Annotated in this window: 18 protein-coding genes and 3 tRNA genes; 8 read left to right on the top strand and 13 right to left on the bottom strand. The window is 37.5% G+C overall.

Going from position 1 to position 20,387, the window contains the following annotated elements; translation table 11 throughout:
• Positions 1 to 51: 51 nt before the first annotated feature.
• The 7 genes from murG (at position 52) to ACM46_RS03985 (ending at position 8,503) form a co-directional block, all read left to right on the top strand.
• Positions 52 to 1,158, top strand: coding sequence for an undecaprenyldiphospho-muramoylpentapeptide beta-N-acetylglucosaminyltransferase (gene murG, locus ACM46_RS04015; RefSeq protein WP_048505293.1), 1,107 nt, complete (start codon positions 52 to 54; stop codon positions 1,156 to 1,158).
• 53 nt (positions 1,159 to 1,211) lie between these two features.
• Complete coding sequence (murC, locus tag ACM46_RS04010) at positions 1,212 to 2,570, top strand: UDP-N-acetylmuramate--L-alanine ligase (protein ID WP_048505292.1); 1,359 nt, start codon at positions 1,212 to 1,214, stop codon at positions 2,568 to 2,570.
• Between the two features lie 88 nt (positions 2,571 to 2,658).
• Positions 2,659 to 3,630: a cell division protein FtsQ/DivIB gene (locus ACM46_RS04005; RefSeq protein ID WP_048505291.1), complete on the top strand. Its 972-nt coding sequence runs from the start codon at positions 2,659 to 2,661 to the stop codon at positions 3,628 to 3,630.
• A gap of 83 nt (positions 3,631 to 3,713) precedes the next feature.
• Positions 3,714 to 5,096, top strand: a complete 1,383-nt coding sequence (ftsA, locus tag ACM46_RS04000; protein ID WP_048505600.1) for a cell division protein FtsA — start codon at positions 3,714 to 3,716, stop codon at positions 5,094 to 5,096.
• A gap of 84 nt (positions 5,097 to 5,180) precedes the next feature.
• On the top strand, positions 5,181 to 7,100 hold the full coding sequence (ftsZ, locus tag ACM46_RS03995; RefSeq protein WP_048505290.1) for a cell division protein FtsZ: 1,920 nt from the start codon (positions 5,181 to 5,183) through the stop codon (positions 7,098 to 7,100).
• Positions 7,101 to 7,190: 90 nt separating this feature from the next.
• Complete coding sequence (locus ACM46_RS03990) at positions 7,191 to 7,637, top strand: GatB/YqeY domain-containing protein (protein ID WP_048505289.1); 447 nt, start codon at positions 7,191 to 7,193, stop codon at positions 7,635 to 7,637.
• A 455-nt stretch (positions 7,638 to 8,092) separates the two neighbouring features.
• A complete protein-coding gene (locus ACM46_RS03985; protein ID WP_048505288.1) occupies positions 8,093 to 8,503 on the top strand; it encodes a BrxA/BrxB family bacilliredoxin in 411 nt (136 codons plus the stop codon).
• A 161-nt stretch (positions 8,504 to 8,664) separates the two neighbouring features.
• Here the strand turns inward: ACM46_RS03985 and ACM46_RS03980 are convergent.
• The 7 genes from ACM46_RS03980 to ACM46_RS03960 form a co-directional block, all read right to left on the bottom strand.
• Positions 8,665 to 8,752, bottom strand: a tRNA-OTHER gene (locus ACM46_RS03980).
• Between the two features lie 60 nt (positions 8,753 to 8,812).
• Positions 8,813 to 8,900, bottom strand: a tRNA-OTHER gene (locus ACM46_RS23295).
• Between the two features lie 61 nt (positions 8,901 to 8,961).
• Positions 8,962 to 9,049: transfer RNA gene (locus ACM46_RS23290), tRNA-OTHER, on the bottom strand.
• A 26-nt stretch (positions 9,050 to 9,075) separates the two neighbouring features.
• Positions 9,076 to 10,500: an aminotransferase class V-fold PLP-dependent enzyme gene (locus ACM46_RS03975; RefSeq protein WP_048505287.1), complete on the bottom strand. Its 1,425-nt coding sequence runs from the start codon at positions 10,498 to 10,500 to the stop codon at positions 9,076 to 9,078.
• Positions 10,501 to 10,592: 92 nt separating this feature from the next.
• Positions 10,593 to 11,345: a hypothetical protein gene (locus tag ACM46_RS03970; protein WP_131707540.1), complete on the bottom strand. Its 753-nt coding sequence runs from the start codon at positions 11,343 to 11,345 to the stop codon at positions 10,593 to 10,595.
• Between the two features lie 4 nt (positions 11,346 to 11,349).
• Entirely contained in the window at positions 11,350 to 11,580 is a 231-nt protein-coding gene (locus ACM46_RS03965; RefSeq protein WP_048505285.1) for a sulfurtransferase TusA family protein, read from the bottom strand.
• Positions 11,581 to 11,594: 14 nt separating this feature from the next.
• Positions 11,595 to 12,491, bottom strand: coding sequence for a DMT family transporter (locus tag ACM46_RS03960; RefSeq protein ID WP_173426465.1), 897 nt, complete (start codon positions 12,489 to 12,491; stop codon positions 11,595 to 11,597).
• Positions 12,492 to 13,012: 521 nt separating this feature from the next.
• Here ACM46_RS03960 and ACM46_RS03955 point away from each other — a divergent pair.
• Entirely contained in the window at positions 13,013 to 14,527 is a 1,515-nt protein-coding gene (locus ACM46_RS03955) for a GH3 auxin-responsive promoter family protein (protein WP_048505283.1), read from the top strand.
• Between the two features lie 401 nt (positions 14,528 to 14,928).
• On the opposite strand, the gene ACM46_RS03950 is transcribed toward ACM46_RS03955, so the two are convergent.
• The 6 genes from ACM46_RS03950 to mutL form a co-directional block, all read right to left on the bottom strand.
• Positions 14,929 to 15,309, bottom strand: a complete 381-nt coding sequence (locus ACM46_RS03950; RefSeq protein WP_048505282.1) for a hypothetical protein — start codon at positions 15,307 to 15,309, stop codon at positions 14,929 to 14,931.
• Between the two features lie 36 nt (positions 15,310 to 15,345).
• Complete coding sequence (locus tag ACM46_RS03945; RefSeq protein ID WP_048505281.1) at positions 15,346 to 15,699, bottom strand: hypothetical protein; 354 nt, start codon at positions 15,697 to 15,699, stop codon at positions 15,346 to 15,348.
• Positions 15,700 to 15,703: 4 nt separating this feature from the next.
• Complete coding sequence (locus ACM46_RS03940) at positions 15,704 to 16,678, bottom strand: endonuclease/exonuclease/phosphatase family protein (RefSeq protein ID WP_048505280.1); 975 nt, start codon at positions 16,676 to 16,678, stop codon at positions 15,704 to 15,706.
• 79 nt (positions 16,679 to 16,757) lie between these two features.
• Entirely contained in the window at positions 16,758 to 17,747 is a 990-nt protein-coding gene (locus ACM46_RS03935; protein WP_048505279.1) for an endonuclease/exonuclease/phosphatase family protein, read from the bottom strand.
• Positions 17,748 to 17,753: 6 nt separating this feature from the next.
• Positions 17,754 to 18,482: a rhomboid family intramembrane serine protease gene (locus ACM46_RS03930; RefSeq protein ID WP_048505278.1), complete on the bottom strand. Its 729-nt coding sequence runs from the start codon at positions 18,480 to 18,482 to the stop codon at positions 17,754 to 17,756.
• 2 nt (positions 18,483 to 18,484) lie between these two features.
• Positions 18,485 to 20,281 (bottom strand): DNA mismatch repair endonuclease MutL, encoded by a 1,797-nt coding sequence (gene mutL, locus ACM46_RS03925; RefSeq protein WP_048505277.1) that lies wholly within the window; start codon positions 20,279 to 20,281, stop codon positions 18,485 to 18,487.
• Positions 20,282 to 20,387: the final 106 nt, after the last annotated feature.

Raw genomic sequence — 20,387 nt, 5'->3', positions numbered from 1 at the left:
CTGGACGATTTAACAAAAGACAGAAACAGTTCTGTCATATATAAAAAAGAAATGAACAAAAAACTAAAAGTATTATTATCCGGCGGCGGAACAGGAGGACACATCTTCCCGGCCATCGCTATTGCAGATGAAATCAGAAAAAGATTTCCTGATACAGAATTTTTGTTCATTGGAGCCAACGGGAAAATGGAAATGGAAAAAGTTCCCCAGGCCGGTTATAAAATTGAAGGAATTGACATTGCAGGAATCGACAGAGGAAACATCTTATCGAATTTAGGGCTGCCTTTCAAAATTTTGAAAAGCCTTTCGAAGTCGAAAAAGATTATTAAAAGTTTCGCTCCGGATTTTGCGGTAGGAACAGGAGGTTTTGCCAGCGGACCGGCTTTGTATGAAGCAAGTAAATTGGGGATCCCGATTTTCATTCAGGAGCAGAATGCCCACGCCGGGGTTACCAATAAAATCCTGAGCAAAAAAGCCAAAGCAGTCTTTACAGCATATCCAAAAGTGGAAGGCTTCCCTGCTGAAAAAATAAAGTTCCTGGGAAATCCTATTCGTGAGAATATTATTTCAGGAATGCAGGAAACAGATCTGGCAAAAGAAAAGATGGGATTGAGCAAAGACAAGCTTACCATTCTTTCCGTAGGCGGATCTTTAGGCTCCAGAACCTTAAACAATGGTTGGAAAGAAAACCTGGAAAACCTTAAAGAAAAAGGCTATCAGTTGATCTGGCAAACCGGAAAACTGGATTACAGTGAATTAAGCAACGAATCCCGGATTTCGGACCTCGGATCTCAGATTCTGTTGAAAGAATTCATCAAAGACATGGAGCTCGCTTATTCTGCAGCAGATATTATTGTTTCAAGAGCAGGAGCCATTGCCATTTCGGAATTGGCCGTAGCTGAAAAACCTGTTCTTCTGGTACCTTTCCCTTTTGCAGCGGAAGATCATCAGACCAAAAATGCCATGAATCTGGTTGAAAAAAACGCAGCCAGAATGGTAAAAGACTCCGAAATGCATGAAAAATTCTGGAACACTCTGGAAGAGATCTGCAGCAGTGAAAAGGTAAGAAAAGAAATGTCTGACAACCTGAAATATTTTGCCAAGCCTCACGCCGCAAAAGAGATTGTAGACGATATATTTAGTGTATTAATGAGATAACTTGATAATAGATAATGCTTTAATCATTTAATCTTTAAATTTTTTAATAAATAATGAAAATTCTGGAAACATATCAAAATTATTACTTCATAGGGATCGGAGGGATCGGAATGAGTGCTTTGGCTCGCTATTTCAATGCTTCGGGCAAAAAAGTGCTGGGCTACGACAAGACCAACACCAAGCTTACGACCCAACTGATGAAAGAAGGAATTGATATTGTTTTTGAAGACCTTATTGACGAAAGAATCACTTCACTTCAGAAAGAAAATACACTTGTGATCTATACTCCTGCTATTAAAACACTGGGAATATGGGATTATTTTAATGAGAATCAATTCGAAGTTTTAAAACGTGCTAAAGTTTTAGGCCTTATCACAGAAAATACAAACTGTATTGCTGTAGCAGGAACCCACGGAAAAACAACAACTTCCACATTGGTTTCTCACCTGTGCAAAGAAGCCAATCTTCCGTTTTCGTGCTTTTTAGGAGGTATTTCTGAAAATTTCAGATCAAACTTCCTGTATAACGGTACAGAATATTCCGTAGTAGAAGCAGATGAATACGACAGAAGCTTCCTGAACCTTTCTCCGGACTGGGCGGTAGTAACCTCTACCGATGCAGATCATTTGGATATTTACGGCGATAAAAGCCATATTGAAGAAGGTTTCAGACAGTTTGCAGCATTGGTTCCTGATGACAAACAGTTATTTGTAAGAAAAGGACTGGATGTGGGAAGAGCTCACAAAACTTATGCAGTGAATGAAGAAGCAGATTATTATTCTGATAACCTGCGAATGGATCATGATAAGATCTATTTTGATTTCCATACCCCTTCCGAAACCGTAAAAGACTTCGTGTGGGAAATTCCGGGAATCCATAATGTGGAAAATGCGACGGCAGCGTTGGCCATTCTTCACAACTTAGGCGTAGATTTTGAAACGCTCAAAAAGGCGATTGCCAATTTTAAAGGAATTAAAAGAAGATATACCAAACATATTTATCCGAACGGTAAAATTTATATTGATGATTATGCCCACCACCCCACAGAAATCAATGCGGTAGTGAGCTCTGTAAGAACATTTTATCCGGATAAAAAATTATTGGTGGTTTTCCAGCCGCATCTCTTCAGCAGAACAAGAGATTTTGCAGACGGATTTGCAGAAAGCCTCAGTAAATCGGATGAACTCATCCTTCTCGACATTTATCCTGCAAGAGAACTTCAGGAAAATTTCGAAGGAATAACTTCAGATTGGCTGCTGGAAAAAGTGAATTTAGATAAAAAAGAAAAATCGGACTTATCCGGTGCTTTTGAAAAAATAAAAGAAAAAGAATTTGACATCCTTCTCACAGTAGGCGCAGGAAACATTGACACCCTGTACGATCCTATTACCGAATGGATTGAAAAACTGTAAAAAGTAGCAATGTATTTAAGTATTCATGATATGACAAACACAAAAAATCATGAATACATGGTACATCAATACATGAATACAATAAAGTATGAAAAATAAATACAGAATATTAAAAATTGTTGTGACTGTGATCATCCTTGGATTACTGCTGAGCTTCTCATTGAAGAGATTCAGCGGCCAGAAGATCACGGACAATAAGATTTCTGTAAAAATGAATGAAAAAACACCCGTATACTTCATTGATGAAAAAGATATCCGGGATATTGTAAAAAAAGAAAACCCTTCCGGAAAAGTAGGCGATCTGAACATCCCTGTGCTTGAAAAAAAGATCAATGCACTTCCCGCGGTAGACAGTGCCAACGTATACTTGAACCTGAACGGAAAACTCTATTTGGATATCAAGCAGAGAGTCCCCGCTTTCAGGCTGAATAAAGACGGAAAAGATTTTTATGTAGACGAAAAAGGAATAGAATTTCCGATTTCCAGAACCTATTCCCATCCTTGTATGCTGGTTACTGGAAATGTAAAGCCGGAAGAATATGAGAAGCTGGCAGAACTGGTAAAGAAAATCGACAAAGATGATTTCAGTAAAAAATTCTTTATCGGAATCTCAAAAAGCAAAGACGATTATAATCTTCTCACCAGCGACGGAAATTATAAAGTAGAAATAGGAGATCTTGATAACATCGAATTTAAAGTAAAAGGCTTAAAAACCTTTGTGGAAAAATACCTGGTATTTCAGGATCCTCAGAAATACAGCATGGTCTCTGTAAAATACCAGAACCAGATTGTAACCACTTTAAACCCTTATTTCAAAGAAAACGACAGTATTCTGAAAGCAGGAAATAAAGAACTGGCAAAAGCCCCGCTTATGGCAGCTGTTAAGAAACCGGATGTTCTGCCTAAAACAGCAGCATCAGAAACAAAAAAAACAAAAACACCTTCCGCTAAGCCGAAGGAAAAGCCAAAACCCAAAACGGCAGCCAAACCAAAGGAAACCAAAAAAACAGAGAAAAAGCCAACAGCTGCAAAGCCTAAAGCAAAAGTAAAAATAGAATAAAAAGAGTCCCAAAGGGATGATTTAACAAAAGATAGGACACAGTCTTATTAATGAATAAAGAAAAAAAATCAAATCGACATAAAATGGAAAATCAAGAGTATTCAGTAGGTCTGGACATCGGGACAACGAAGATTGTCGCGATAGTCGGAAGGAGGAATGCACACGGGAAGATAGAAGTTCTCGGCGTTGGGAAGGCCAAAAGTCTTGGAGTTCATAAAGGTATTGTGAATAATATTTCACAAACCATTAATTCAATCAAGGCAGCCGTTTCTGAAGCACAGTCCAGCGCAGGAGTTCCTATCCGTAAAGTAACAGTAGGTATTGCAGGAAAACACATCCGTTCTCTGCAGCATTCCGACTATATTATGCGTGAGCATCCGGATAAATTTATTACAGACGACGACATCGAAGCACTGAAAGATCAGGTAAAAAAGCTGGTTATGCTTCCCGGAGAAGAAATCATCCATGTTCTTCCTCAGGAGTATAAAGTGGATTCCGAAGGCGAAATTCAGGAGCCTGTGGGAATGCACGGAAAACGCTTGGAAGCCAACTTTCACGTGGTGGTAGGGCAAATGGGAAGCATCAGAAACATTGCAAGATGTGTAAGAGAGGCAGGCCTTGAAATGGAAGCCCTTACCCTGGAACCTTTAGCGTCTTCAGAAGCTGTATTAACCAAAGAAGAAAAAGAAGCCGGCGTTGCTATTGTAGATATAGGCGGCGGTACTACAGATATTGCTATCTTCAAAGATAATATCATCCGTCATACCTGCGTAATCCCTTACGGAGGTGGTATCATTACGGAAGACATCAAAGAAGGCTGCTCCATTATCGAGAAACATGCAGAACAGCTGAAAGTAAAATTCGGATCTGCAGTTCCGGAACTGGAAAAAGACAGCACATTTGTAACCATTCCCGGACTTCATGGAAGACCGGATAAGGAGATTTCACTTAAAACTTTAGCACAGATTATCAATGCCAGAGTAGAAGAAATCCTGGAAATGGTGAATACAGAACTAAAAGCTTACGGAGCATTTGAACAAAAGAAAAAGCTGATTGCCGGAATTGTCCTTACAGGTGGTGGATCCAACTTAAAACATCTTCGACAGCTGGCTAATTATACAACAGGTTTCGACAGCAGAATCGGTTTTGCGAACGAGTACATTGCCAACGATAAAAATCAGTATCTGAAAGGCCCGGAATTTGCTACCTCAATCGGTTTACTGATGGAGAGTTTGAAGATTCGGGACAAAAAACAGATCATTGAAACCGAAGAACCTGTGAAAGAAGAGCCTGTAAAAACAGAAGCTATTGTAACACAGGCAGAAACAGTTCAGCCCGTTCAGCCGGCAGCCGTTGTTCAGGAGCAGTCCGCGGTCAGTGAGCAGCAGGAAAACAGAAGAGCGAAACTGACTTTCGGGCAGTCGCTTATGGAAAAAGTAAAAAAATTCTTTGAAGAAGTAGAATAAAGCATAAATGATGAATGATAAGCGATAAATGATTTTTCCTTATCAATTATTATTTATCAATTATCAATTATAAAAAGCATAGTTATGGAAAATATAGGTACACAAGGATTTTCATTTGATTTGCCAAAAGGAAATTCATCCATCATAAAAGTAATCGGTGTAGGCGGCGGCGGAAACAATGCTCTGAAACACATGTACGAGAAAGGAATCTACGGGGTAGATTTCGTAGTCTGCAATACAGATGCCCAAACATTAGACAATAATCCCGTTGCCAACAAAGTACAGTTGGGAACTACCATCACAGAAGGTCTTGGTGCCGGTGCAGATCCTGAAGTAGGAGAAAAATCTGCTATTGAGAGTATCGAAGAGATCAAAGCTTCTATGGGCCAGAATACCAAAATGGTGTTCATCACTGCCGGAATGGGTGGTGGTACAGGTACCGGAGCAGCCCCTGTAATTGCTAAGGTAGCCAAAGACATGGGAATTCTTACCGTGGGTATCGTTACCGTTCCTTTCAGTTTTGAAGGGAAAAGAAGACTTGAACAGGCCGAAATAGGTCTTGAAAAATTAAGAAATAATGTTGATTCACTTATTGTAATCAATAATGATAAACTGAGACAGCAGTTCGGAAACCTCGGATTCAAACAGGGATTCTCAAAAGCCGATGAAGTTTTAACCAATGCCGCTAAAGGAATGGCAGAAGTGATTACCGGTTATTTTGATGTAAACATTGACTTTAGAGATGCCAAATCTGTACTTCAGAACTCCGGTACCGCCTTGATGTCTACAGGTATTGCTTCAGGAGAAAACAAGGCCGAAGAAGCTGTTAAAAAAGCATTGGATTCTCCGTTGTTGAATGACAACAAGATCACAGGCGCTAAAAACGTTCTTCTATTGATCAGAAGTGGCGCGGAAGAAGTGACCATGGATGAAATCGGGGTAATTATGGATCATATCCAGAAAGAAGCAGGAAATACGGCTGATATTATTTTCGGGGTAGGTGCTGATGAAGAATTAGGAGATTCTGTAAGCGTTCTTGTTATTGCTACAGGTTTTTCTAATGACAGTAAAAAATTCGCAGGTCCTACAGAAAAGATCAGAATCAGTCTTAATGACAGTCTTGAGACTCCAAAAGCCTCTCCTTTTAAAACAAGAGAAGAAAGAGAAACACCTTCTGAAACAACGCATGATTTCGGAGGTAAGCATACTTTCAGACTCGATGATGAAGACAGTGATGCTCCACAATTTGGCATGACTTCCTCTGAAAAAAAAATGATTATTGAGGAAGAAGAGATTAAAACAGAAATAAAATTCTTTGATAAAGAGGAAGATACCCCAAATAACGCTTCCCGCGACTGGAGAAATGAGGAAGAACCGCAGGAAGAGTCTTACAGTTTATTCTCCTATGATGAAGAAGGAGAAGATCCTAATGATCTGGAAATAGAATCTTTTAAATTCGATTTTGATTCCAGAAAAGAGGAAACTCCGTCTTCTCCTACAAACAGTGCTTTCTCAGAAGAAAAACCGGTGGAGTTCAGTTTCTTTGTAAACAATCAGCCTTCTTCAGGTGAGCCTAAAACAGATTTTGGGCAGCCGAAAGCTGAGTTCACCACTCCTGTGAGTGCGGTAACTGAAATTCCGGTTCAGACTCCTGAAACGTTCTTCCAGACAAGACAGGAAGAGCCAAAGGCAGAAGTAAAGCCTGTTGAAGAAAAAATAGAAATTGAAACTCCAAAAACATCAGAATCCGAATTCACGTTTGTGAACAAAGCGGTGGATCAGGAGAGAATCGTAGAGAGAAGAAATAAATTAAAAGAATTCAATTCACGCTATCAGAGTTTTGACAGCACCAGTGAATTCGAATCTGTACCGGCTTTCAAAAGAAAGAATATTTCTATTGACGGAACCAATGCATCAGACCAGAATATCAATACGTATCTGTCTGACAACAACGGATCTGTTCAGGTGAGAGAAAACAGATTTTTGAATAAAGACGTCGACTAAATAGTGTAACAATGTATCAATTTAACAGTGTAACAATTGCTTGTTCAAATTGGTACATTGATACACTTTTACATTGATAAATTAAATACCATGAGTTTAGAAAATATCATAAGCGAAGCTATTAAAACAGCCATGAGAGCAAAAGACAGAGTTGCTCTGGACTCTCTGAGAGCTGTAAAAGCTCAAATTTTAAATCTACACACTGAAGCGAGAGGCGTTGAAGTTTCTCCGGAGCAGGAAATTGCTATTCTGCAGAGAATGATCAAACAGCGTAAAGATTCTTTCGAACAGTTTACAGCACAGGGAAGAAATGACCTTGCGGAAGTGGAAGAAGCCCAGATGAAAGTGATTGAGCAATTCCTTCCTAAACAGCTTAGTCCGGAAGAACTGGAAGCTGAAATTAAGAATATTATAGCACAAACCGGAGCCGAGTCTGCCAAAGACTTAGGAAAGGTAATGGGAGCAGCTTCCAAAGCATTAGCAGGAAAGTCAGACGGAAAAAGTATTTCCGAAATGGCGAAGAAGCTTCTTTCGTAGAACGGGATACGTGATGCGAGATCCGGGATCTAACCCCGGAACACGAAACACGAACCCCAAAAACAGGATATCCAACCTTTGCATATCGATTTGATTAAAGAATCCCGGAGCGCTAGCGTTTCGGGATTCATTTTTGGATATTCATAATTATTAAATCAGTTCTTTGTAATTTAAAAACTGAAAAAGGTTTGTGGTCTGTAGTAATCACGTTGTATTAAACAATTTGATTGCTCGAGGGAAAGCGGTTAGTGTTTTTTTCATGGTCGTTTGTTTTTTAGAATCATTTCAAATTTAACAAATATTTTTCATTATAAATAGGTTTATTATATATTTTTTTCAATATCATTGAAATATTAACACTGCATTAATTTTATCTGACTAAACCATTGATAGTTTTTATATATTGAAGAAAAGCTAAGAAATGATTAACTTTGTATCGATAAAAAACAAAATATATGTATCCAACAGATTTAGTAATGCCTATGAAGGCAGAACTTACAGATAAAGGTTTCGAAGATTTAACATCTCCAGCACAGGTAGAAGAGGCTTTAAAGCAGCCGGGAACTACCCTATTAGTGATTAATTCCGTTTGCGGATGTGCAGCAGGAGCGGCAAGACCGGGCGTTGTATATTCTTTGACAGGAGAAAAAAAACCTGATCATTTAACAACCGTTTTCGCAGGATTTGATACGGAAGCTGTGGCGGAAGCAAGAAAACACCTTGCTCCTTTCCCTCCAAGTTCTCCTTGTGTAGCTCTTTTCAAAGACGGTGAGCTTGTGCACATGCTGGAAAGACATCACATCGAAGGAAACCCTGCAGGAGCTATTGCAGCTAATCTTCAGGCAGCTTTTGATGAGTACTGCTAAGAAACAATACATCTAAAGAATAAACCGCTACAGCATTTGTAGCGGTTTTTTTATGGTCCCCCGAATTTGGATAGTTCAAATCAAAGATTCATCATCCTGATATTTATAATTTAGATTCAGATTTTACCGGTAAAATACAACGGCAAAAATCCAATAAAATGAAGAGAGAAAAGGATTCGAACCTTTGATGCGAAGAACGCATATATTGCTACATGAACAATACGCTTTAAGCCACTCAGCCATCTCTCTGGATGTATCAAAAATAATTGACCTTAAACAGTAATAGTCAACTGCGAAAGCCAATTAATGAAGAGAGAAAAGGATTCGAACCTTTGATGCGAAGAACGCATATATTGTTACACGAACAATACGCTTTAAGCCACTCAGCCATCTCTCTGGGTATATCAAAAAATTATAGACCTTAAACAGTAATAGTCAACTGCGAAAGCCAATTAATGAAGAGAGAAAAGGATTCGAACCTTTGATGCGAAGAACGCATATATTGTTACACGAACAATACGCTTTAAGCCACTCAGCCATCTCTCTTTATGTATAAACAGCAGACCTATTGATCAGGAGTATGATTTTTCATAATATTTTTTTATTTTCTTTTCAACATCGAAGTAGTCCTTGATATTGTTATCGAAAGTTTTATGCTTGTAATGGGTCTTATTGATGATCTCATACTGCATCCTGTAAAAATCTATATTTTCTATGATGCTTTTTATGGATTGTAAAAAGAAATTTAAGTCCTCTTCTGTAGTATAAAGACCTAAACTAGCTCTAACCATACCTCTGTAAAGATTAACGTCGGATTCATCATCAATATCCCATAGTTCCTCTACTAAACAATCTTTTACAAAAGGATGAGAACAGAAACATTCATTCCTGACTGCAATTCCAAAATAATCGTTCAAAATTAAAGAGGTCAGCTCATGAGGTATAGATTGCAGATTAAAGCACACAACTCCTATTTTATTTGTTATATCTCCTTTCGGGTAAAGGATTACTTCCGGAATGCGGCTCAGTTCCGAATATAAATAATTAGTCAGATTTCGTTCCTTATTATAAATATTCTCCATTCCTAAATGTTGCATAAACATGATCGTACAGCCTAGAGATATTATTCCGGGAATGTTTAAGGTCCCGGCATGTTCTTTGTCAAAGAGATGATCCGCAACCGTGAAATCGCTTAATGTAACAGAACTTACCATTCCTCCTCCATACAATACAGGCTCCATTCTGGCTAGGATTTCCTTCTTTCCAACTAACACGCCCGGTGATCCCGGTGTATAAATTTTATGTCCCGAAAAAACAAAAAAATCTATATTGGATAAAGGATCCTCCTCTCTCATTAATGAAACAGGTGCGTGTGCCACCAATTGCGCTCCATCAACGATGATATAAGCATCATATTGATGAGCAAGTTTAGCAATTTCATGATAGGGAGATATCTCACCGGAAACATTACTTGCTCCCGTTACAGCAATATAATCTACTTTCCCGGATGAGTTTTCCAGCTGTTCTTTTATTTTAACCAAATCAAAACCTATGTAATCCCCTTTCTCATTAAAGCCTGAAATATACATTACGTTTTTATGGTTAACACGATGGGGAAGATCGTTGGAATGATGCTCCATGGAAGATATCAGAACAGTATCTTTATCCGGTCTTAATGCGCTTAGTCCCTGAGCCAACCTGTTCAATGGAGAGGTTACTCCATTTCCGAGAAACAGCACACTATAGGTATGATCTACCCCTAAAAAATCTTTAATTGTATTTTCTGTCCATGTAATGAGTTCTGTGCTAAACTTGCCGGCCATATGTACTTTCGTATGGGCATTGGCATAATAATTCAAATATTCCTGAGTGATTTCTTGTGACGATCTTAAAGCCAGATTACTGGCTGCAGAATCCAAATAAATTCGCTCAGTTTCTTTTTGATCTGCTGATTTAATGGAAAACCCCGTTCCGATAAATAATTTTTTGTAATTCATGACAGAAGTTTTTGTAAAGAATTTAAGAATGTATTTTTTAGATTTATCTATTGTTACACTTTTAGTAATGTTTCAGTTCCTTTCTCTGGCGGCTACCAGTCTTTTTTGTAAATGCTATCCTCATCACAAAAGAAACTATGACAGTTGCTTTTTAAATGATAAACCTCTGTTGCTACAAATTCTCCTAGTCTGACACGATCTACATAGATGTCATTCGATATATGGATAATATCATCTGATTGATATTTATTATAAATCAAATGCAGCAGAGTAGCTAAAATTAAATTACATTTTACGCTGGCTCCTTCTCTCATTACTATTGGATTACCATCCGGGCCTACAATCGTATAAGCTGTTTTGGCTTCACTTATTTCACACTGATCATTATTAATACATCTCACCAATGATTGATCATTGCTGTTAAACAGAGTATATTTTTCCGGTGAAACTTTATATCTTTTCCTAAATTCCAGCATTGCTCTGTTTCTGACCGAGCTTTCAAAGAAAATCTCTATCTCTGAAGTTTTTATTTCATATTTATCCAAAATCATCAGATAATTCTCCGGAATTTGATAATTTTCCTTGAATTCTTTTCTAAAAGAGATATCAATACCTATATCATTGATCCATAAATTAAAAGAAACTTTATTTCCTTTATTTCTCAGATATTTATATGATTCAAGACCTAATTCGAAAGAATGAATCTCAGATTCTCCCTCGTTAGAAAGATCTTCCAATCCATCTGCAATACAATAATGGCCTGCAATAATTGATTGGTTTTTTCCTTTAATTTGCTCCAGTTCCGTTTCAATGACACTAAAAGCTGTTTTAGTTAAGCTCATCATATATTTATACCTTTAAAATTAAAAAAGAGTAAATCCCTTCATGTTCAGAGTATTCCAGAAGATTACTTTTCCCATTCTGACAAAACCTCTGAACATCTGTTTTTGTATTAGGATCAGTTGCTATCAGCTTAATTCTATCGCCTGTTGGCATCGTTTTCAATATCTTTTTTAGTCTTAGTACTGGAATAGGGCATGTTTCTCCAGAAACATCTAAAATTGAAAAATCTGTTTCCATAAATTCTTAGTTTGTCACTTTTTTGATACTTTTGAAAGACCTATAAAAATTAATAAAATACCTGGGTATATATAAATGTTGGGTGCTTCGGACAGGAACAGATACGCGAAAATAATAGCAAAAACAGGCTCCAGCAGCAGCAGATTAGATAATAATAAAGGAGGCAGTTTCTTAGATGCATAGGCAAATCCAAAAGTGGGAATAGCCGTTGAAAAGACTCCTAAAGCAATAATGCTCGCTATATTTACTCCACTTAAAGAGGCTAAAGAAAATTCTACTTTGTTGAAAAGAATGATATAAAGAAATATCAAAATTCCAAAAAAGCAAGTTCCCAGGGTAACACTTAAAGTATTTATTTGCTTATTTAAAACATTTTGCCTGTTAGAAATCATCACAAAAACGGCAAATAATAAAGCTCCTGATATAGCGAAGATGTGTCCTAATATGGAAGATCCGGAAAAATGCAGTTGAGAACTTAAGTGAGGATACATAATGGTTGCAACCCCTAAAACAGCTACAATAGTCCCTATATATTCATTTCTTGAAATAACATTTCCTGCAAGCCTTCTAAATAAAATAACAAAAAACGGGGAGATACTTATCAGCAATGTTACTTCTCCAATTGGAGCAAGCATAAAAGCCATTGTTCCAAAAAAATAAGTCAGAAATAAAATTAAGCTTAAAACAAGTATGACCTTATCCGAAAATAAATCTTTGAAAACCTGTCTGGTTTTTCTTTGAAAGAACAGCACCAGAAACAATGCAATACAAGTTATCATAAATCGGATGGAAATGATAAGCAATGGTGATTGAAGACTGGAGAGCCTTATAAAAACACCTACCATTCCCCAGCCCAAGATAGAAGCCAAAGCGGTTATTAAAGACGAATTCCCCTTATGATTCAGTGCCATGTTATTAGTTTGTTTTGAGTATGGTGACATACTTCTAATCCTGCTTTTAATTTTAATAATCAATCACAAATAGCAAAATAAATACGTGCTAAAAAAGCGGTAAAAATTTTGACTGCAGCAATATTAAACAAAAATATCACACAAATGTGAAAAATTTAAAAAAAATATATAACTCCAATTTTATCAAACCAAAAAATTGATATTAAACTAAACATTCAAGAAAATAGAAAATTTTTTTTATCAGGCTAAATATTAAGAAAATAAACAAAATAACTCAAAAAAAATATTTCTATAAAAATAAAATAAACTGACTGAGTAAATTATTAAAAAAATATTCAAAAAAGACCTATAAAAAAGCCCGTATTTATAAAATTTGTGTACCCAAAATAGTAAAGATTTATTACTACTTCTCCTCGGGGAAAAATAATTTATATCTAATAATGTCTTTTACAAATTGGAGCATCTCTCATTTAACACAATAAAAATTCTGTAAAAATCCAAATATTATTATATTTGTTGGAATGGCAACAAAGGCACTCTTCAATACGGTCGTCAACTGGTTTATCCGCCAAAGGATAGATCAGATTCAGAATTTCATGGATCATCCTATTGAAACTCAGAAAGGTATATTGTTTTCGCAGCTGTTTCACGCGGAAGACACCGAGTATGGTAAAGCATATGGTTTCAATTCAATTTCCAGCTATCAGGACTTCAAAAACAAGGTTCCTATTGTTACTTATGAAGATTTTGAACCCTACATCGAAAAAGCAAGACAGGGCCATAAAGATGTAAGCTGGCCCGGATATATCAAGCATTTCGCCAAATCATCCGGAACCACCAATGCAAAAAGTAAATTCATTCCTATTTCCACAGAAAGCCTGGAATACTGCCATATGAAAGCAGGAAAGGATATGGTTTCCATATATGCCAACAACCACCCCGAAAACCAGCTTTTCACCAATAAAAACCTGAGACTGGGAGGAAGTTCCGAACTTCATGCAGATTTCAACACCAAATTCGGGGATCTCTCCGCTATTTTAATTGATAATCTCCCTTTTTGGGTAGAAATCACCACAACCCCCAGCAAAAAAGTCTCTCTCATGTCTGAATGGGAAAGTAAACTTAAAGCCATTACTTCAGAAGTGAAAAATGAAGATGTGGGAAGTATCCTTGGCGTACCCAGCTGGATGCTGGTCCTTCTTCAGAGGGTTTTAAAAGAAACCGGAAGCGGAAGCATTTCTGAGCTTTGGCCCAATTTAGAGGTGTTTTTTCACGGCGGAATAAGTTTTAAGCCCTACAGGGATCAATACAGACAGATCATCGGAAAAAAGATCAATTACTACGAAATTTACAATGCTTCCGAAGGCTTTTTCGGCATTCAGGACAGGTCGGACAGTGATGAAATGCTGCTGATGCTGGATTATGGTATTTTTTATGAATTCATTCCGATGGATCAGTTTCATTTCTCCAACCCGAAAGTAGTCAGCCTGGAAGATGTTGAAACAGGAAAAAACTACGCTATGGTAATCACCACCAACGGCGGTCTCTGGAGATATCTGATTGGTGATACCGTGGTATTTACATCCATCAATCCTTTCAGAATAAAAATTACGGGAAGAACCAAACATTATATCAATGCATTCGGGGAAGAGCTTATGATCACCAATGTGGAATCTGCTCTTTCAAAAGCCTGCGAAGCCACAGGAGCAAGCATTACAGACTTTACCGGAGCTCCGGTTTTCATGAAAGAAAACGAAAGCGGTGCCCACGAATGGATCTTCGAATTCAGTCACCATCCGGATGATCTGGAGCGGTTTACTGATGCATTTGACCTTCATTTGAAAACAATCAACTCTGATTACGAAGCAAAAAGATATAACAATCTGACTTTAAAAAGACCAATTGTACATATTGCAAAACCGGATCTTTTCTATCACTGGCTGGAATCCAAAGGAAAGCTTGGCGGGCAGAATAAAGTTCCGAGACTCAGCAACGACAGGGAATATATAGATCCTTTGCTGGAGCTAAACAGATAGAAAGAGGAAAGGAAGTCTGATGCCGGAAGAAGGAAGTTATATAGCTCAAAAAAAACAATAGTTGGAGAAAAAACCTTCCCGGGATTAGGAGTAATCATTTGATTTTAAATATTTTCATTGATCACAAGGATAAACAAAGCCACTTCGTTTATCAAAAGTAATACAAAGTAAAGAAGCATTTCACCCTCCGGCACATTTTAATAGCTAAAAGTCAAAAAATTAAACTTTTTCATTTGGTTTTACGTTTAGAAAAACAGATTCCGATAATCGGGTTATTTTACAATTAAAGGCAAAAACAACTTCCTTCTCCCATCCTCCGGCTTATATCAAAAAGACATATGAAAACAAAAAAACGCAACCTGAATTCCGGCCGCGTATTCTTTTATGTATTTAAGTATTGACTATTTCTTTAAGTCTTCTTTCAGCTTTTTTGCTCCCTCTTCTACTTTGGCCGCGCCTTTTGCCGCTGCATCTTTCACATCCTGCCCTACTTCTTTGGCTCCGGCTTTGATGTCTTTTCCTGCCTTGTTAAGGTCTTCTTTCGTTTTCTGGGCAGCTTCATCAATTTTATTTCCTGCAGCGTCTACTTTGGCTTTTACATCTTCCTTCGCTTTGTCTATTTTAGAACTGTCTACAATAGAAGCGGGAGATTCCGAAACGGTAGTTGTAGTCGTAGTTACAGATCCGTCAGCATTTTCAACCTGCTCTGTTTTAGTTGTCGATTTGGTACATGATACAGCAAACAATGCTACTGCAGCTGCTGTTAAAATTTGTTTTTTCATATTGTATATTTTATTAAATGTTTGTAATGGGGTGTTTTATTCTGTCTTAGCCGCTGAAACCTCTGCTGTTTTAGGCGCTTTTTCGGCGTCTGCCTTTTTCTTCTCCTCTTCCAGCTTCTCTTTATTTTCTTTTTCGAGTTCCTCTTTGAGCTTTTGCTCTTCTTTCAGAAGTTTTTCAGCCTGTTTTACAGAATCCTGGTATTTTTGGGATGACATTCTGATCTGGCGAACAATATCTACTGAAGTTGCTCCCGCAGAAAACGAATCTACAGCTGTTGTGTCATAATGAATCTTTATATCCTGATCAGCCGCAAAACCCGGCGTTTCCTTTTTAGAACAGGCGGACAGCAAAAGAATGATAACAAAAACTGCTGAGAGTAAATTTTTCATGGAACTAATTTAGCAGAAATTCCGCAATTACAGGATAGTGATCCGATAATTTTACAGAGTGATCCACTTTATAGCTTAAAGGAATGATTGATTTTGAAGTGAATATATAATCAATTCTCAATGGGACTTTATAATCATGAAAACTGGTAGAAGCCCCATTTCCTACAGTAAGAAAAGCATCCTGAAGATCTTTTCCCAAATTATAATATTCGTAAGAATTGGGCACAGAGTTGAAATCTCCCGCTAAAATCACAGGATAAGGTGAAAAATCAATTACTTTTCTGATCTTTCTGATCTGGTCTTCATGTGCTTTAAATGTAGGAGTCATGTGAGAAAAAAGATTCGCAATTTTTCCGCCTTCTTTTGCCAATCCATCAAATTTAAGCATTGATTTGTGTAATCTGAAGGGTTCCAGATACACATTGACAACTCTTATAATTTTCCCATTGATATCTACGTCTGCATAGAAAGAATTCCCTCTTGCTTTTTCTTCAATCAGTTTTTCCTGTCTTAAAATTTTATGTTTGGTCTTCAGAATTACGGAAGGATATTTTACCATGTCCTTTCTGATGGCTCTGTTGGTATCCTTCTCCTGAACCAGAATAATATCGGCATCCTGATCTGTGATGTATTTTTTAACTTTATCCCAGCCGAAATCTCCATACTTTACATTAAACGTAAGTACTTTGATATCTCTGATGGATTTTAAGCTTTCTGTTTTTGGTGAAAAATTGACCCAGCGTCTTACAGGATTATAAAAAAGGAATGATCCCAATAAAAAAGCGATTGCTATTTTCTTTCTTTTAACGATCCAAACCAGCGTAAGAAGAACATACACTATGATAAGATAAGGAAAACCAAGCGAAAGGAGATTAAGAGATCCTAAAAAATTAGGGGGAATCCATGCATTTCCCAATGTGCTTAGCAGCAAAACGGAAACGGCAATATGGATAAATAACAATAATTGGCTCGGCTTCATGAAATAACAATGTAGGGTACGATTTTCATTTCATCAAAAATCCTACCAAGCCTGGAAGTTTTAACTAATTTTATGATTATTAATTTTTTAAAGAAAATGCACCAATTACAGGATAATGATCTGAAAGCTTGGTGATTCGGTCTACATTATACGTAACGGCCTGTATTGTTTTTGAGGTAAAAATATAGTCGATTCTGATAGGAAATTTGTAATCATGAAAGCTGGTCCCGCTGCCTTTTCCTGCTTCTACAAAAGCATCTTCCAAACCTTCGGATAAATGATAATATTCGTAAGAATTGGGAACAGAATTAAAATCTCCACCCAAAACAACAGGATAAGGAGAATTTTCTATTCCTTCCCTGATGATATTCACCTGATCCTGATGCTTTTTAAAAACCGGAATCAGCCTTTTAACAATATTCTTGAGTTTCTTCTCGTCTTCCTCCTTATCTCCCGCCATTTTAATCATTCCTTTTTCAAATTTGAAAGGTTCAAGGTAAATATTGATGAAGCGGTAAACTTTTCCCTTAATTTCTATATCTGCCTGATCTGCATACACATTATTGTTTTCAAAATCTCCTTTGATCAGTTCTTTCGAGCTTAGAATTTTATGTCTTGAAAAAATGGCAAGCATCCCTTCCTGACCTGCTTTTTCCATCCCGTGAACAGAAACTTTAATTCCGGACTCCTGCAACATAACCACATCAGCATCCGCTTTATTCAAATAATTCTGAATATCAGCAGCTCCTAATGAACCTCCTTTAATATTAAAAGAAATCACTTTCAGATCCGCCGTTTTCTTTTTATCCGGAGAAAAATTCACCCATCTCTGCACAGGAATCATAAAAACCAGCCCGATCAGCATGAATGCAAAAGTTCTTTTTTTCCAGCTGAAGAGCCAGAAAAGCGTAAATACGGCATACAGGATCATAAGAACGGGGAATGCTAAAGAAAGCAGATTGAACCACGGAAATATTTTAGGCGGAACATAAGCGTTCATTAAAGTACCCAGCAGCATAAGCAAAACGCCCACATGCAGGATCAATATGACAAGACGGAAAATTTTCACAGAATTTTAATTGAATCTATACAGATGTTTCTTCCATATCCTTGCAAGAATCCAGCCAACTAAAGCTCCTCCAACGTGTGCCAGGTGAGCAATACCTCCTCCGTTTCCGGAAACCCCCAGATATACTGACACTACAATTACAATAGGCATCAGGTATTTTACCTTCATTGGAACAGGGATAAACATCAACATAATCTTTGAATCAGGATAAAGGGTAGCAAAAGCTGCTACCACTCCGAAAATGGCTCCGGAAGCTCCTACCATAGGTGTGGCAACGATTCCTTTCAGGTTTTCAACAAGCTCTTTCTGCTTAATAATGGCTTCTGCATTTCCACTAAAGTTTACATTGGCTCCCGATAAATAAGCATTAACATTAAAGCCGAATTGCTGCAATTCATTGGTTATCTGCTGAACCTCAACAAAATTCCACAAATTAAATAAGAAAAAAGCACCCAAACCACTCAGAAAATACAGGATCAGATATTTTCTGTCTCCCAATGTCTGCTCAAGAATAGGTCCGAAGCTGTACAGCGTCAGCATGTTAAATAAAATATGCATAATACTTCCATGCATAAACATGTGGGTAATGATCTGCCATGAATGGAAAAACGGAGAAAAAGGATAAAATCCGGCAAGATAGCCGATCACCTTATCCCCAAGAAAATAAGTACCAATGAATACGATAACATTGATGATGATAATATTTCTTGTGATGGGCGGTATATTGTTAAACATTTTTAAAATTTGTTTTTAAAATCATTAAACGGAACTTCATAAAAGCATCTTTTGCCATCCGGTAAAAATTCCGGGAAGCCTAATGCCGTAAAATCTTTAATCATTTGTTCCGCATCTTTTTTGTAGATAAAATCAAACCTGGATTTCGACTGTATTTTATTCCACTGGCTCAGATAATACTGCATAAATTCTTCTTCGGTTTTATAATCCAGGATCTCAAAAAGGTTCTCCAGGAACTTCATCGCCTGTGTTTCTTTGAGTCCTTCCGGAAGAGCATCTATTCTCAGTACGCTTTCATGTGCAATTTTCATGTCAAACCCGAGTTCCGGAAGAAATTTTTTGAAAGAATTGTATTTATTCTTCTCCATTTCATTCATATGGTACTCCAATGAAAACAGAAGCGAGTGACTATTTGGGTTGGTATTGATATTGTTTTTCTTCGATGTTTTATTGTTTTCTGACACCACCAGCCGGTGCATTCTCCCCAAATCCAGCATCAAAGTTACATCTCCTTTATTGAACAGCCAGTAACCGTTTGGCAGCCTCATCAGATCTTCATCGAAATCTTCGTCTTCAAATAAATTAATTTTTGAAGGTTCTGCGGTAATATTCTGATGGTACATTTCCGTAAGGTTCTGAATTTCTTCCGGACGTACATTTCTCTCTTCGATGAACGGGTTATAATCTTTGTCTACAATAATTTCAGGCATCTTAATCACGCCGCCACCGCTGTTTCCCTTGCTTGGGAAAGGCTTGTTCATCATGGCATCCATTTCAGGATCTTTATCAAAATCAAGACTTGGAGAAACGTTGTAAATTCCCAAAGATCTTTTAATGGTAGAACGGAGAAGGGCAAAAATAAGGTGCTCGTCTTCAAATTTTACCTCTGTTTTCTGAGGATGGATATTCACATCTATCTTTTCCGGATCCATTTCCAGATACAGGAAAAATGTAGGAACATAGCCCGGTTGAAGCAGTCCTTCAAAAGCTTCCTGAACCGCTTTATTGAAATACGGGCTTCTGAAATATCTCCCGTTCACGAAAAGGAACTGCTCGCCTCTTGATTTTTTAGCGCCTTCAGGCTTAGCAACAAATCCGTGAAGTTTACACCAGATAATATCTTCTTTGATAGGAATCAGCTGTGGCTGAAGTTTACGTCCGAAAACATCCACGATACGCTGCATCTGGCTTCCTTTTCTCAGTCTGAAAACGGCTTCATCATCATGAAACAGGGAAAATTCCAGATTTTCATGAGCCAAAGCGACACGCTGGAATTCATCAATCACATGTCTGAATTCAACATTATTATTTTTAAGGAATTTTCTTCTGGCGGGAACATTATAAAAAAGGTTTTTCACCAGAAAATTAGATCCGTCTGCCGTTTGTATCGGGTCCTGAAACTGAAATACTCCGCCTTCAATGTAGATATTGGTTCCTATTTTGGCATCATTCTGTTTCGTTCTCAGTTCAACCTGAGAAACCGCAGCAATAGAAGCCAATGCTTCACCTCTGAATCCTTTGGTGGCGATTCTGAAGATATCTTCGGTTCCTTTGATTTTAGACGTTGCATGTCTTTCAAATGCCATCCTGGCATCAGTTTCAGACATTCCTTTGCCGTCGTCTACCACCTGAATCAGGTTTTTTCCCGCATCCCTGATAATCAGTTCTATCTTGGATGCTTCCGCATCAATAGCATTTTCCAAAAGTTCTTTCACAATGGATGCAGGCCTCTGCACCACTTCCCCTGCTGCAATTTGGTTGGCTACATGATCCGGTAAAAGCTGAATAATATCTGACATAAAACGTTTAATCAACTTACAAAAATAGTCAATGGAAACCGTAATTAAAACATTAAAACCGTGAATTAAAATTTAATTATCAACATTTTAATCACATTCTGATTTT

Origin of the sequence: Chryseobacterium angstadtii (genome assembly GCF_001045465.1) — a bacterium.
In the GTDB taxonomy this organism is placed as follows: Bacteria; Bacteroidota; Bacteroidia; order Flavobacteriales; family Weeksellaceae; genus Chryseobacterium; species Chryseobacterium angstadtii.
The sequence above is the reverse complement of the archived record's forward strand: the minus strand, read 5'-3'. Positions and strand labels throughout refer to the sequence as shown.

Bases quoted from the DNA above. Each gene is read 5' to 3' on its own strand.
- murG (WP_048505293.1), top strand. From the start codon at position 52: ATGAACAAAAAACTAAAAGTATTATTATCCGGCGGCGGAACAGGAGGA.
- murC (WP_048505292.1), top strand. From the start codon at position 1,212: ATGAAAATTCTGGAAACATATCAAAATTATTACTTCATAGGGATCGGA.
- ACM46_RS04005 (WP_048505291.1), top strand. From the start codon at position 2,659: ATGAAAAATAAATACAGAATATTAAAAATTGTTGTGACTGTGATCATC.
- ftsA (WP_048505600.1), top strand. From the start codon at position 3,714: ATGGAAAATCAAGAGTATTCAGTAGGTCTGGACATCGGGACAACGAAG.
- ftsZ (WP_048505290.1), top strand. From the start codon at position 5,181: ATGGAAAATATAGGTACACAAGGATTTTCATTTGATTTGCCAAAAGGA.
- ACM46_RS03990 (WP_048505289.1), top strand. From the start codon at position 7,191: ATGAGTTTAGAAAATATCATAAGCGAAGCTATTAAAACAGCCATGAGA.
- ACM46_RS03985 (WP_048505288.1), top strand. From the start codon at position 8,093: ATGTATCCAACAGATTTAGTAATGCCTATGAAGGCAGAACTTACAGAT.
- ACM46_RS03975 (WP_048505287.1), bottom strand. From the start codon at position 10,500: ATGAATTACAAAAAATTATTTATCGGAACGGGGTTTTCCATTAAATCA.
- ACM46_RS03970 (WP_131707540.1), bottom strand. From the start codon at position 11,345: ATGATGAGCTTAACTAAAACAGCTTTTAGTGTCATTGAAACGGAACTG.
- ACM46_RS03965 (WP_048505285.1), bottom strand. From the start codon at position 11,580: ATGGAAACAGATTTTTCAATTTTAGATGTTTCTGGAGAAACATGCCCT.
- ACM46_RS03960 (WP_173426465.1), bottom strand. From the start codon at position 12,491: ATGGCACTGAATCATAAGGGGAATTCGTCTTTAATAACCGCTTTGGCT.
- ACM46_RS03955 (WP_048505283.1), top strand. From the start codon at position 13,013: ATGGCAACAAAGGCACTCTTCAATACGGTCGTCAACTGGTTTATCCGC.
- ACM46_RS03950 (WP_048505282.1), bottom strand. From the start codon at position 15,309: ATGAAAAAACAAATTTTAACAGCAGCTGCAGTAGCATTGTTTGCTGTA.
- ACM46_RS03945 (WP_048505281.1), bottom strand. From the start codon at position 15,699: ATGAAAAATTTACTCTCAGCAGTTTTTGTTATCATTCTTTTGCTGTCC.
- ACM46_RS03940 (WP_048505280.1), bottom strand. From the start codon at position 16,678: ATGAAGCCGAGCCAATTATTGTTATTTATCCATATTGCCGTTTCCGTT.
- ACM46_RS03930 (WP_048505278.1), bottom strand. From the start codon at position 18,482: ATGTTTAACAATATACCGCCCATCACAAGAAATATTATCATCATCAAT.
- mutL (WP_048505277.1), bottom strand. From the start codon at position 20,281: ATGTCAGATATTATTCAGCTTTTACCGGATCATGTAGCCAACCAAATT.